Source organism: Ruegeria sp. H8 (assembly GCF_056532905.1).
Genome location: NZ_JBQFNY010000014.1, coordinates 16,218 through 29,743 on the forward strand (window position 1 = coordinate 16,218; position 13,526 = coordinate 29,743).

Sequence of the window (13,526 nt, forward strand, 5' to 3'; positions counted from 1 at the left end):
AAAATATCTAAGGCCCCGGAACGAATCCGAGGCCGCAAGATTGGGTGCGTTTAGCAGTGTTGGGGCCGGGTGACAAGAGATAGTGTAAAACTAATTCTGTGGCCGTGAAAACGACACCCTGGCCAAACGCGGTGTGGTTTACGGCCCGGATGCTAAACCCAGAAATGTTCGAACTGTTGCTGGAACTCACAGACCGGGAACAGGACCTGACAGAAAAGATTGAAATCGTTTCCTGTGAACTTTGGTGCAGTGAGCCCCGATCGGAATGCCGGAGGCCGGGCTTATTGGTGCCGGGCCAGAAGGTTTCGCGGAAACCGATCTGGAAAGGCGCTGCCCCTGCAATCAGTCCAATGTGTTTTGTGTTGAGCCGCTGCTGCTTGGCGGCCGCATTCATGAGCGGGCTGGGGAAGCACTCTACCGAGTGGCCGCAATCGCCAAACCATCACGATACTCTACTCTTGCGGGTCGGGTTGATCCGGATTGGTGCGGCGGCTTTACTGAAGCGAAGTTTATGAATCCGTAGGATGGGTGATTTCACCCTTCATTTGAGACGGTTGGATTTCGGAGAATTGAGGAATGATGGATGCGAGCACCGATCCTACCCTTGCCTGAGGTGAGTTCTTTGTTTCCCGCCACTAATAGTGCAACTTTCCATATTTTGTGGTATGAGGCCATACAGGCACAAATAGCAGTTAGAGAGGGGTAGAGCAGTGTGCAATGAAATCGAACAAAGGTTCAAAGTTATTCGAGATTCAGATGGCTTGGTAATCAATCAAGCATTTTGTGTTGATATTGACAGAGCAGTCAATGTAACAGAATTAGATATTGATAAAGACAACTTAAGCTGCGTTTTGGTGGGTGGATTTCATGAGCTATACGGAAGCGTTGGAGGAATTAAAAACTCAGATTGAGGCGCTTTCGAAAGCTGTTAGTGAAAGCAGCGCTCAGAACATAAGGCCGGATCTACTGGATGCTAAGTTAGAAGCGATTAGGCCAATCTTGCAAAGCATCCAAGAACGAATTGCTAATTCCTTTCAAACCCACTCGGGAGAAATTCGTCACAACAATGAAAAGATCGAAGCGAACACCAAACAAATAGAACGCAACACATCGGAGCTTTCGAGGCTTGAAAAAGACTTGGAGTCGCTTAAGGAAACTGTAGCTCAGACGAATTCGTCAATCGGCACTCGACGAGGGAATTTTTGGCAGGGAGTTTTCGCTAGTATGTTAGCCAGTTTTCTGATTGTGGTTTTAGTCTTTTTGTCGTTTGCTTTCGGAGATGAGTTTTTACCTCAATGGTTTTTGGATTGGGTTGCAGCCGAGTTTGACTAACTAGTACGGAGAAAAAAATGTCGCGTGTTGAAGATGAAGAAGTACTCGAGAACATTATTGTTAGTTATGTGCTCGAATACTTCCCAGAAAATTGCGTTAAAGTCTTTCCCACGGTTAAGTCTAGGGACGGCCAGGTTCGAACTGCTCTAGTTAGGGCGAGAATTGTTGATCATAAAGGCTCAGACATTCGTAAGACAAAGTACATTGAAGTTTCTTCGGACGGCAGCATACGTAGAGTACCTTCCCTACCACACATCACTCCTATCGAGTTCTTCAATATTGATCGTGCAGATGAGGTTAGAATAAGCATATCAGAACATGCAGTATAGCACCTACCGCGCAAACTTCTTATGCTTCAACCGCTTGGGCTCCAGCGCATCCGGCCCCAACCGCCGCTTTTTGTCCTCTTCGTAGTCCTCGAAGTTGCCCTCGAACCATTCCACATGGGCATCACCTTCAAAGGCCAGAATATGCGTACAGATCCGGTCGAGGAAGAAACGATCGTGCGAGATCACCACGGCGCAGCCGGCGAAATCGACTAGCGCGTCTTCCAGCGCACGCAGGGTTTCGACGTCCAGGTCGTTGGTCGGTTCGTCCAGCAGCAGGACGTTGCCGCCCTCTTTCAGCAGGCGGGCCATATGGACGCGGTTACGCTCACCCCCTGACAGCAGTGAAACCTTTTTCTGCTGGTCGCCGCCCTTGAAGTTGAAGGACGAGCAATAAGCGCGGGAATTGACCTGCGCGTCGCCCAGTTGAATGATCTCGGCGCCGCCGGTGATCGCCTCCCACACGGTGTCGTTGTCGTTGAGGTCGTCGCGCGACTGATCGACATAGGACAGCTGCACCGTGTCGCCGTATTCGATGGTGCCGGCGTCGGGCTTTTCATGGCCGGTGAGCATTTTGAACAGGGTCGATTTACCGGCGCCGTTGGGTCCGATCACGCCGACGATGCCACCGGGCGGCAGGCTGAACGAGAGATTTTCGATCAGTTGCTTGTCGCCCATGTGCTTGGCCAGCCCGCTGACCTCGATCACCTTGCTGCCAAGGCGCGGGCCGTTGGGGATGACGATCTGGGCGCGGGTCAGCTTTTCGCGTTCGGACTGTTCCGCCAACTCGTTATAGGCGTTGATCCGGGCTTTGGATTTGGCCTGACGCGCCTTTTGACCCTGACGCATCCATTCCAGTTCGCGCTGAAGCGTCTTCTGCTTGGATTTGTCTTCGCGGGCCTCTTGCTCAAGCCGCTTGGCTTTCTGCTCCAACCACGAGGAATAGTTGCCTTCATAAGGAATGCCACGACCGCGGTCCAATTCGAGAATCCAGCCGGTGATGTCATCCAGGAAATAACGGTCGTGGGTGACGATCAGGATGGTGCCTTTGTAGTCGATCAGGTGCTGTTGCAGCCAGGCGATGGTTTCCGCGTCCAGGTGGTTGGTCGGTTCGTCCAGGAGCAGCATGTCGGGCGCTTCCAGCAGCAGCTTGCACAGCGCCACGCGGCGTTTTTCACCGCCCGAAAGATTGGCGATGTCGGCGTCGTCCGGCGGGCAGCGCAGCGCCTCCATCGAGACATCGATCTGGCTGTCCAGATCCCACAGGTTTTCCGCGTCGATCGCGTCCTGAAGGGTGGTCATTTCCTCCATCAGCTCGTCCGAATAGTTCTCGGCGATCTCCATCGCGATCTCGTTGAACCGGTCGACCTTGGCCTTTTTCCCGGCCACGCCCAGCATGACGTTTTCGCGAACGGTCAGGGATTCATCCAGTTGCGGTTCCTGCGGCAGATAGCCGACCTTGGCGCCCTCGGCGGCCCATGCCTCGCCGGTGAAGTCGGTGTCGAGTCCGGCCATGATCTTCATCAGCGTCGATTTACCGGCGCCGTTGACGCCGACGACACCGATTTTCACGCCGGGCAGAAAGCTGAGGTGGATGTTTTCAAAGCACTTCTTGCCACCGGGATAGGTCTTGGAGACACCCTGCATGTGGTAGACATATTGATAGGCGGCCATGTCGCGTCCTCTGGGTCGGAAAATTTGGTTGAAACGCTGGATATCCGAGCGGGACGGGCGGGGCAAGCTGGTGGTATTGTGAATTTCGTCTTTGGGTCGGGCGGCATAGTGTGGGTGCGTTGTAAATGGGGGTGTTATGTCGGAACTGGCCGAATTGATTGCGGGTTGGGCGCAGCCCGGTTGCGTGACTTGGATCGGAGCGCGACCAGAGCGCCGGGCCGAGATGATGTCACTCGAGGAATCCGTGATTACTGAGACCGGTCTGATCAGTGACCGTGCCCGCGTTGGCAAGCGAGCGGTGACTTTGATCCAGCAGGAGCATCTGGCGGCGATTGGGTCGTGCCTGGGGCAGGGGCCGGTTGCGCCTGAAATCCTGCGGCGCAACCTGGTGGTTTCGGGGATCAATCTGACGGCGCTCAAAGGGCGCGAGGTGCAGGTGGGCGAGGCTGTTTTGCGCCTCACCGTGATTTGTGCGCCGTGCAGCCGGATGGAAGAAGCGCTGGGCAAGGGGGGCTATTCCTCCGTGCGCGGGCACGGAGGATGGTGCGCCGAAGTCGTGCGACCCGGGAGGGTTCAGCTGGGTGATGTGGTGCAACCTGTTGATTGACAACGCCTCGCAGTTCTGAACATCAGCAGAGTATGGAGCGGTACGGCATACCCTATGCGCGACCTGGACAGGTCGTCGGTCTGTTCGGCGGGTCGTTTGATCCACCGCATCAGGGCCATGTGCACGTCACGCTTGAGGCGATGAAGGCGTTCGGGCTGGATCGGGTTTGGTGGCTGGTATCGCCGGGCAATCCGTTGAAGGAACGCGGGCCCGCGCCCATGGACAGGCGGATGGCGGCAGCGCGGAATGTGATGCAGCATCCGCGTGTCGAGGTGACGGACATCGAGGCGCTGACAGGTACACGCGCGACTGCGGATACTCTGACAGCGTTGCAGCGATTTTATCCACAGGTGCGATTTGTCTGGCTGATGGGGGCGGACAATCTGGCGCAATTTCACCGCTGGAAAGATTGGCGAGGGATCATGGACAGTGTCCCTGTCGGTGTGGTCGCACGGCCCGGCGACCGGATATCTGCCCGGATGTCCAGGGCGGCGCGGGTCTATGCCAAGTACAGGATCGACGGGCAGGCGCGGCATCTTTTGGGGCGGGCGCAAGCTCCGGCCTGGTGTTTCGTGAATGTGCCGATGGTTGATGTCAGTTCCACGGAAATTCGGACGCGCGGCGAATGGCGCGCGGAAGTGTTGCCGGAATAGCCTTGCCCGGCGCATAATCGCAGCGAGTGGTTGCGCGCATTTGATCTGTGGGATTTTATTCCAACTATGGCTGGTCGTTTTTCACGTCGTGTGTTTCTGGGAGGATTGGGGGCGTCTCTGATCCCGGTAGCTGGTCTGGCACAGGCGCCGCTGGTCTCGCTCAGGCCGCGCGCGCGTGCGGCGCTGTTGAGTGGCGCCGAGCGTTTGGTTGCGGCCGCAGGGTTGACGGGCGAAGTTGTTTTCGCCGTCGCGGATGTGGCGACCGGAAAGCCGCTGGAAGTTTTTGGTGAAGGTGCGGGCTTGCCCCCGGCCAGTGTCGGCAAGGCGATGACCGCGCTTTATGCGCTGGACGTTCTGGGGCCCGACCACCGGTTCGAAACCCGTTTGATCGCAGATGGGCCAATTGAAAACGGGATTTTGCATGGCGATCTGATACTGGCAGGCGGGGGTGACCCGCTGTTGGATACGGATGCGCTGGCCACGATGGCGGCCAACCTGCGCGAGGCCGGAATCACCGAGGTTCGAGGAGCCTTCAAGGTCTATGACGGGGCGCTGCCCTTCGTGTTCAGCATTGATCCTGGTCAGCCGGATCATGTGGGGTACAGCCCGGCGGTAAGTGGGATATCGTTGAATTTCAATCGGGTCCATTTCGAGTGGAAGCGTGCCGGTAAGGGTTACGATGTGACCATGGATGCACGCAGCGCACGATATGTGCCGGCAGTGGATGTGGCAGCCATGCGGGTCGAGAACCGCAGCTTGCCTATCTATACCTATCAGCCAAGTGCGCGGCAGGACCGCTGGACCGTGGCCAAGGGCGCGTTGGGCAATGGCGGGGCGCGCTGGCTGCCTGTGCGCAAACCCGCATTGTACGCGGGTGATGTGTTTCGTACTTTGGCCCGATCCAATGGAATCGTTTTGAATCGGGTGCAAGTGACACGAGAGGCGCCAAAAGGCGTCGACCTTGTGGTGCATCGCAGCGATCCATTGAACAGTATTTTGCGCGGGATGCTGAAATACTCGACGAACCTGACGGCCGAGATGGTCGGACTGGCCGCAACCAAAGCGCGGGGCGTTGACCCGCGCAACCTGGCGGAGTCGGCGGCCGAGATGAACCGTTGGGCGTCTCAGAGCTTTGGCGTGAACGGGATCGCGATGGTCGATCATTCCGGTCTTGGCGATGCCTCGCGTATGGTGCCGGCGGATCTGGTCGCGGCCCTTGTCGCGGCCCGGAAAATGGGCGCATTGCGCCCATTGATGAAGCCTTTTGCCTTGACGGATCGCAATGGGCGGCCGGTCAAGAACCACCCGATCAAGGTCGATGCCAAGACAGGCACATTGAACTTCGTATCTGGGTTGGGCGGTTTCCTGACAACGGCGGACGGGGTCGATCTGGCCTTTGCCATTTTTACGGCGGACGTGGCCCATCGCGCCAAGATTCCTCGCGCACAACGCGAACGGCCTGAAGGCGCACGCAGCTGGAACCGCAGGTCGCGGAAACTGCAACGGGCCTTGCTGGAACGTTGGGGTTCGCTCTACGGAAGCTAAAACTCGCAGATTGCCAAGATCAGACCGTGTGGCGCGCGCGTGCCCCGCGTTCGATTGCGGCGGCATGCAGACGGTCGATATTCAGTTCGTACCGGATTTCTTCCAGCAGGCGCAGTTCCGTTTCGGCCAGCGAACCATCGGCGGCTGCGACATCGCAAGCCAGCGCATAGGCCGTTTCGTTCAGACGCTCGGGGAGGTTTTCGCGGATCAGGCCAAACAGCGCATCCAAACCGTCTTCCTGTTCGAACAGGTCAAAAACAATCTGGGATACATGACGGGTCCGGTCGATGTCATACCCGGCAAAGACCGGCAGCATGTTCACGGCGACTTCGATCTTGACCAGCTCGGCGGTTCGGATGTTTTCGTCAGACGCCGAGACTGCAACCATGATCGCCACAAGGCAATCTTGCGGGGACATCGGGTGGGGCACTTGCTCGGTCATGGGATGGTCCTGATTGGGGTCGTTCGAGGACGCACGATATGAGCGCAGCGGGTCAGGTTCAACACCTTGTTTCATCCACCCCACGCGATCAGGTATTCATGACCATCATTCCGGAAACCAAAAGCGCAGCCCCCAGCCAGTAGCGTAGCCCAAGTGTTTCGCCGAAGAAGACGTGCGAGGCCAGTGGCACAAGAACGAAACTGAGGGCCATGAAAGGGTAGGCCTGGGACAGAGTCAGATACCGCAGGACATACACCCACAGCACTGTAGCCGAGCCATAGATGGCAAAGGCTGTCAGAAGGAAAGGATCGAACAGCGTCTGGATGAGGCCCGCCATTCCGGTGGCCTCGCGCCCATCAATCCGGTTTCCTGCCAGTTTGAACAGGATTTGCCCGGCCGAGATCATAACTGGTGTGCACAGCAAACCAGCCCAGACCAGTGTCGTTGGGGCGGGTGGAGTCATCCTTGGTGCTCCGGTTCCGGTTTTTCCTCGGGGCGGTCTTCGCAATAGTAGATGTCGCGCCCCAGATCTTCGCAGACATGGATGTCCGGGCTGGGATGCACCGCGCGCAGAAAGCTGTGGGTGTAGGGGAAAAAGTTGAAATGCGGATTGAAGGTGTACCTGCTTTCGCGTTCACGCGGGACGACGATAATGACGCGTTTTCGCGCGACACGACGCAGTTCAGAGATTGCTTGCCGGTATTCCAGAAGATGCTCGATCACGTGGGTGCAGATTACGGTGTCAAAGCTGTTGTCTTCAAACGGCAGTTCTTCGATCCGAGCTGCAACATAGTCGATATTGTCGATGGCAGCCGCATCATCGACGACGAAATCCACCCCTGTCAGTTGCGTGATGTCGGGCCGGGCGGCCTTTATGCGTTGCAAAAGAACTCCGGTGCCGCAGCCGATATCGCAGATGCTCTGCCCGACGATATCCGTGGCAATCCGCTTGATGCAGGCTTCGGAATTGTCGGTGCCCTGATGCACGCGCGGATGATCGCGGTAGAGCTTTTCGTATTCGTCATCCGTCAGATAGGTTGCGCGTTCACGGAATTCGGCAAGGCGCGTGATATGGTCGCCCCAAACCCTGCATGCCAGCCAATGAAACGCGGCGCTGTCACGCAGGATAGGCGGCACGATATCTTCGAGTACAAAGCGTATACGGTTGGTGGTTTCGCGTCGCATCCCGTTTCCTCTGGTTCGGGGAAACCCCCGTGTCGCCTTTGTCTAACACTGCCCGGTGAGCGTGCGAAACAACCGGGTCAAGTTTGCGCCCGCGCCCGTGTCTTTTTTGTTTCGGAGGAACAATCGGCCCACCATTGTAGCCTGAGCAAGGCTGGCCGGTGAAAATGCAGCGCAGATATCCCGGGCAGAGTGTTTGCGGGCCAAGGAACGTTTCCCTACCTGCCCGAGGGCGACTGTTTTTTGGCGCAGTGTGTCGCGAATTGCGCCACTGCTTTATTGACTCATGCTGCACTGGCACAATAGGAGGGGCCGGTCCGGTTGCATGGGGTGACCGCGACACTTTCCCCGATGGAGCACATTGAAATGTCTGAACTGCGTGAAACCGCGATGTCGTCCAAGGCCTGGCCTTTTGAAGAGGCGCGCCGGTTGCTCAAACGCTATCAGAAGGGCGCTCCGGAAAAGGGGTATGTGCTGTTCGAAACCGGTTACGGCCCGTCTGGCTTGCCGCATATCGGAACATTCGGCGAGGTCGCGCGGACCACGATGGTCAAGCGCGCGTTCGAGGCGCTTTCGGACATACCGACCAAGCTGATCTGTTTTTCGGACGATCTGGACGGGATGCGCAAAGTGCCCAGCAACGTGCCCAACCCGGAGGCGCTTGAAGAACATTTGCAGCGCCCGTTGACTTCGGTTCCCGATCCATTTGGCGAATACCCCAGCTTCGGCGAGCACAACAACGCGATGTTGCGCCGGTTCCTCGATACTTTCGGATTCGACTATGAGTTCTATTCGGCACGCGATTTCTATCGTTCAGGCCAGTTCGACGAGATCCTGAAGCGCGCGGTCGAGCGCTATGACGACGTCATGGCCATCATGCTCAAAAGCCTTCGGGAAGAGCGCCAACAGACCTATTCGATTTTCCTGCCGATCCATCCGGAAACCGGGCGGGTTCTGTATGTGCCGATGAAGAAAGTGTGTGCAGAGACCTATACCGTCACATTCGATGACGAGGACGGCAAGGAATGGACCGTGCCCGTCACTGGCGGCAACGTGAAATTGCAATGGAAGCCTGATTTCGGGGCGCGCTGGGCAGCGCTGGGTGTCGATTTCGAGATGTACGGCAAGGAACATGCTACCAACGAAAAGATCTATGACGCGATCTGCCGTGCATTGGGCGGTCGTGCGCCCGAGCATTTTTCCTATGAGCTGTTCCTGGATGAGAATGGCCAGAAGATCTCGAAATCGTCCGGCAATGGCGTGTCGATCGACGAATGGCTGACCTACGCGCCGACCGAAAGCCTGGCGTATTTCATGTATCAAAAGCCCAAAACAGCCAAGCGGATGCACTTCGACGTGATCCCGAAGGCTTATGACGAATATCATCAACAGTTGCGCGCCTATCCGGGGCAGGACCTGAAAGCTCAGCTGAACAATCCGGTCTGGCACATTCACGGTGGCGACGTTCCCGAATCGACCCTGATCGTACCGTTTGCGATGTTGCTGAACCTGGCGTCGGTTTCGGGCGCAGAAGACAAGGAGACGCTGTGGGGCTTTATTCGCCGCTATTCGCCGGAAGCAACGGCTGAAAGCCATCCCGATCTGGATCAGGCCGCGGGCTTTGCGGTTCGCTACTTCAACGATTTCGTCAAACCAACGCGCAAACATCGCGCACCCACGGATCAGGAGCGTGAGGCGCTGGAAGCGCTGAAAGCCGCGCTTGAGGCTTATGATGGCCCGACCGAGGACGAGGCGCTGCAATCTGTGGTCTATTCCATCGGGCGTGAGCGGTTCGACCCCATGCGCGGTTGGTTCACTGCGTTGTACGAAGTGCTTCTGGGTGCATCGCAGGGCCCGCGTTTTGGCGGCTTTATCGCGCTGTACGGTGTGCCTGAAACAATTGCCCTGATCGACAAGGCGCTGGCCGGAGAGCTGGTCTGATTTGACCTGATCCCGTATGGGGCTACTCTTTTTTTGCAGGAGGTGGCCCCATGCGTCGATTTTTGCTTGCTGTATCCCTGAGTGTTGGGCTGGGGTCGGGCGCATTTGCGCAAAACGCAGAGATCGAAGCAAACATTTCGGCGCAGATACAAGCCTTCAAGGCGGATGATTTTGCCACGGCCTTCACCTTTGCCAGCCCCAGCATCCAGCGCCTTTTTCAGAACCCCGACAATTTCGGAGCAATGGTACGCAATGGGTATCCGATGGTCTGGCGTCCGTCCGACATACGTTTTCTGGAGTTGCGTGAAATTGCAGGCGCCCTGTGGCAAAAGGTGATGATCACCGACGCAAACGGGCGTGTGCACATACTGGACTATCAGATGATCCCTCTGGAGGGCGGTTGGAAAATCAACGGCGTCCAATTGTTGGGCAACGCTGACCCTGCGGCCTGAGGCAACACCACCGTCACGGTGATATGAGCCGTGGTTAACTCTCTTTCGGTATTCAGACTGACGCGTTCGGGGCGGACCTGGACACGGGGTTTGGACGCGTCGCCAGATTGGTGCGGCGCGATTTAGAAAGGGTTTTCAATGAACAAGGCAATCACTGACGGCATCGTCTTCATGCCGCCTCAATTCGCGAATGGCCTGACCGTTTGGTCTGCGGGGGACGGAACGCCCGGCTCGCCCACATATGGCGGATCCGGCACGGGGGTTTTCGTGCCTGCGGATGCCGATTTTGGTGGTTGTCTGGAGATCCTAAAAGTCCAAACTACCCAACAGCTTCGGTATATGGGCCAGACGCCGATTTTGCCCGGTTGCTATTTGCAGATCAAAGCGCGGGTCAAGGCGATCAGCGGCCCTTTGCCATCGGTGCGCATAGCGGCCTGGGCCGGGGGTGCAGGGGACACGCATGTGGCAGGTGTCGTGGAGCAGGGGCCTGCCACACAGCTGTCGGGCTATGGAAGCGTGCATGAAATAACGGCGATCGTCGGAACCGGCAAACGCCCCGGCGTGGACATGCCTTGGGGGCTGGCCGCCCTGTATGGCCATTTTGGTCTGGATATTGAGGGCGCGAATGGGGCGCTGGTGCGCGTCGACGACCTGGAGATCACGGATGTCACCGGTGTCTTCCTGCGTGAGATGATCAGTGTTGTGGATGTGCGCGACTATGGGGCCATCGGCGACGGTGTGACGGACGATTCGGCTGCGTTTGAAGCGGCCGACCAGGCGGCGGGTGGCCGTCGGGTTTACGTTCCGCAAGGGACTTATCATCTGGCCGAAAACACCAGTATGACGTCCGAAATGGACTTTGAAGGCACAGTCACCATGCCGGATGACAAGATGCTGTTGCTGACCAAGGATTTCCATCTGCCGGCTTACATTTCGGCTTTCGGAGACGAAGAACTGGCATTCAAAAAAGCGTTTCAGGCCCTTCTGAACAATTCGGATCATGACTCGCTGGATTTGGGTGGTCGCAAGATTTCCGTCACCGCGCCGATCGATATGGCAGCAGCGGTTCCCAACAAGCAGAGTGGTTTTTCAACCCGTCGCGTGATCCGGAATGGTCAGTTTGACGTCAAAAGCAGTTCGGCGTGGGATACGGAAACGTTCACCTCGACCGCGACCTATGACCCGTCCGACAAAACGCGTCTGACCAATGTCGCGAATGTCGCCAACATTCCCGTCGGGTCCTATGTTGCCGGCAGCGGAGTCGGGCGCGAAATCTATGTACGGTCAAAGAATGTCGGTGCGGGTGAGATCACGCTGAGCGCGCCTCTTGTGGGGGCGTCGGGGACCCAGTCTTTCACATTCTATTCCTTCAAGTACCTGCTGGATTTCAGCGGCTTCAGCACGCTTCGGAAATTCGGCATGGAACAGATCGAATTACAGTGCAACAGCCGATGCAGCGGAATTCGTTTGGCGGCCGCCGGAAGTACATTTTCGTTGAACGACTGTTCTATCAGCCGCCCAAAAGACCGGGGGATCACGTCGACCGGAACGGGGTGCAAGGGCATGCTGATCGACAATTGCCAGTTCCTGTCAGCAGAAGAATCCCTTGTCGTAACGGACCGGTATTCCATTGCGTTGAATACCAATTCAAACGATGTGAAGCTGCGCCACAACCGAGCGGTGCGTTTCAGACATTTCGCCGTTCTGGGGGGCGACAACAACATGGTTCTGGGCAACCATGTCTTTCAGGGCGATAGCATCCCGCAAGGTGTGCGTACGGCCGGTTTGATCATGATCGGCACCTACAACAGCTCCACTATCGCCGAGAATTATGTCGACAACTGTTTCATCGAATGGACGAATGAACGCGACCCGTCGCCGACCTATACGAGTGGCTTTTCGTTCAGTGCGATGAGCATCACGGACAACATCTTTTATTCCAGTCAGGCCCCGTCCTGGTTCAGTTTCATCGTCATTCGCCCCTATGGGCCCGGGCATTATCTCAACGGCCTGGTCGTGACCGGCAACAAGTTCCGTGCCACGAGCGGCGAAATCTTTCGAGCGGAACGGGTGGATACAAGCTTTGCCGACTTGAACAAAGACAGGCACACGAACGTGACCTTCCAGAACAACACCTATCATGGCGTAACCAGGAAATCCGCAAACCCGTTGAGGGTTCGTTATACGCAGAACTCGGTGTCCAATCTTTGGCCTGTCTCGGCAAACGGGCAGTTGCCTTTCGACGGCAAGGCGCGAAGCTGCGATGGGGTTGCGACGATCGGTGTGCTTTCGGGGGTGTTCAACAACCACGTCTTCAGCGCGCCTCATGTTGAGGTCGAACAGGGGGCGACAGGCGACAGTTTTCTGTTGCGTTGGCCAGAGCATGTGAAAGGTACGGCCTCGGTTCTGATGCGCATGGAACGTTAAAAGGCTGTCTGGCCACCCTGAAACGGGTGGCCATTTCACTCTGATCTGACCGTAAATGACTGACCTGGTTTGCAAGGTTGGCAGGAAATAGGCGACGTTTCATTTTCATGTGTTAGGCTTGGGACAGAAAGTGGAGAATCCCGATGCTGAAAATCGCCAAAAACGCCAGTGTTCAAACAGTTATCACGACCTTTGAAATGACGCCTGGCACCTGTCAGGACCTTCTGGAAGCTTTGACGGATGCCTATGCCGAGTTCATTTCGAAGCAGCCAGGTTTCGTTTCCGCCGGGCTGCACGTCAATGACGCACAAACCCGAATAGCAAACTATTCGCAATGGGAGCGCCGCGAAGATTTCCTTGCCATGCTGCGCACGCCGGAAATGCGCGATCGCAACCGCAAGATCAACGAACTCTGCAAAAGCTTTGAGCCGGTCATGTATGACGTCGCTGAGACATTCGGCAGTTCCTGACCTGAATCAAAGCCTGCAATTCATATCTGTTTCAAAGTTAGCCTGCAAAAATGGAGGCTCACATCATGTATCACAACATTCTGGTCCCCATCTCGTTCGATGCTGAAAGAGATACATCCGGGCCTTTGAAGCTGGCCCAGATTCTGGCCACGCCAGACGCGCAGGTGACATTGTTGCATGTGGTCGAGCATATTCCAAACTATGCAATCTCGTATATGCCGTCCGAATATCTGACAGAGGCGCGTAAGGCGATTCAGACAGAACTGGATGAACTGGCATCGCAGCTGCCGAATGCCAAGGGTTTGGTGATCGAGGGACATTCCGGCCGGACCATTCTGGATTGGGCCGAGGCGAACAAGCCCGATCTGATCATAATTGCGTCCCACCGGCCGGGGATGCAGGACCTGCTTCTGGGCTCTACCGCGTCTCATGTCGTTCGTCATGCGGGATGTGCCGTGCATGTGGTCCGCTGATG

Annotated in this window: 13 protein-coding genes; 9 read left to right on the top strand and 4 right to left on the bottom strand. The window is 56.7% G+C overall.

Annotated elements, in window-relative coordinates:
• Positions 1-867: 867 nt before the first annotated feature.
• On the top strand, positions 868-1,332 hold the full coding sequence (locus ACR0A2_RS20690) for a hypothetical protein (RefSeq protein ID WP_480837034.1): 465 nt from the start codon (positions 868-870) through the stop codon (positions 1,330-1,332).
• A gap of 332 nt (positions 1,333-1,664) precedes the next feature.
• Here the strand turns inward: ACR0A2_RS20690 and ettA are convergent, their stop codons facing one another.
• Entirely contained in the window at positions 1,665-3,332 is a 1,668-nt protein-coding gene (gene ettA / locus ACR0A2_RS20695; RefSeq protein ID WP_171666018.1) for an energy-dependent translational throttle protein EttA, read from the bottom strand.
• A 136-nt stretch (positions 3,333-3,468) separates the two neighbouring features.
• On the opposite strand from ettA, the gene ACR0A2_RS20700 reads away from it, so the two are divergent.
• From ACR0A2_RS20700 to dacB, 3 genes are all read left to right on the top strand, one after another.
• Complete coding sequence (locus ACR0A2_RS20700; RefSeq protein ID WP_480837036.1) at positions 3,469-3,939, top strand: MOSC domain-containing protein; 471 nt, start codon at positions 3,469-3,471, stop codon at positions 3,937-3,939.
• Between the two features lie 32 nt (positions 3,940-3,971).
• The gene (locus tag ACR0A2_RS20705; RefSeq protein ID WP_480837038.1) at positions 3,972-4,592 is read left to right on the top strand and encodes a nicotinate-nucleotide adenylyltransferase; all 621 of its coding nucleotides are present in this window, start codon (positions 3,972-3,974) and stop codon (positions 4,590-4,592) included.
• 66 nt (positions 4,593-4,658) lie between these two features.
• Positions 4,659-6,137 carry a D-alanyl-D-alanine carboxypeptidase/D-alanyl-D-alanine endopeptidase gene (dacB, locus tag ACR0A2_RS20710; RefSeq protein ID WP_480837040.1) on the top strand — a complete coding sequence of 493 codons (1,479 nt, stop codon included), beginning with the start codon at positions 4,659-4,661 and terminating at the stop codon, positions 6,135-6,137.
• 19 nt (positions 6,138-6,156) lie between these two features.
• Here the strand turns inward: dacB and ACR0A2_RS20715 are convergent, their stop codons facing one another.
• The 3 genes from ACR0A2_RS20715 to ACR0A2_RS20725 form a co-directional block, all read right to left on the bottom strand.
• A complete protein-coding gene (locus tag ACR0A2_RS20715) occupies positions 6,157-6,579 on the bottom strand; it encodes a tellurite resistance TerB family protein (protein ID WP_171169321.1) in 423 nt (140 codons plus the stop codon).
• 88 nt (positions 6,580-6,667) lie between these two features.
• A complete protein-coding gene (locus ACR0A2_RS20720; protein ID WP_480837043.1) occupies positions 6,668-7,042 on the bottom strand; it encodes an EamA family transporter in 375 nt (124 codons plus the stop codon).
• On the bottom strand, positions 7,039-7,764 hold the full coding sequence (locus tag ACR0A2_RS20725; protein WP_480837045.1) for a class I SAM-dependent methyltransferase: 726 nt from the start codon (positions 7,762-7,764) through the stop codon (positions 7,039-7,041). The genes ACR0A2_RS20720 and ACR0A2_RS20725 overlap by 4 nt, the downstream gene beginning before the upstream one ends.
• A 363-nt stretch (positions 7,765-8,127) precedes the next feature.
• Here ACR0A2_RS20725 and ACR0A2_RS20730 point away from each other — a divergent pair, with 363 nt between their 5' ends.
• The 5 genes from ACR0A2_RS20730 (at position 8,128) to ACR0A2_RS20750 (ending at position 13,524) form a co-directional block, all read left to right on the top strand.
• Positions 8,128-9,702: a lysine--tRNA ligase gene (locus ACR0A2_RS20730; protein WP_480837047.1), complete on the top strand. Its 1,575-nt coding sequence runs from the start codon at positions 8,128-8,130 to the stop codon at positions 9,700-9,702.
• A 50-nt stretch (positions 9,703-9,752) separates the two neighbouring features.
• Positions 9,753-10,154 carry a DUF4864 domain-containing protein gene (locus ACR0A2_RS20735; RefSeq protein ID WP_171642386.1) on the top strand — a complete coding sequence of 134 codons (402 nt, stop codon included), beginning with the start codon at positions 9,753-9,755 and terminating at the stop codon, positions 10,152-10,154.
• A gap of 138 nt (positions 10,155-10,292) precedes the next feature.
• Complete coding sequence (locus ACR0A2_RS20740) at positions 10,293-12,581, top strand: glycosyl hydrolase family 28-related protein (protein WP_480837049.1); 2,289 nt, start codon at positions 10,293-10,295, stop codon at positions 12,579-12,581.
• A 143-nt stretch (positions 12,582-12,724) separates the two neighbouring features.
• Positions 12,725-13,051, top strand: coding sequence for an antibiotic biosynthesis monooxygenase family protein (locus tag ACR0A2_RS20745; RefSeq protein ID WP_152459145.1), 327 nt, complete (start codon positions 12,725-12,727; stop codon positions 13,049-13,051).
• Positions 13,052-13,116: 65 nt separating this feature from the next.
• Entirely contained in the window at positions 13,117-13,524 is a 408-nt protein-coding gene (locus tag ACR0A2_RS20750; protein WP_152459144.1) for a universal stress protein, read from the top strand.
• The last annotated feature ends 2 nt before the right edge of the window (positions 13,525-13,526 follow it).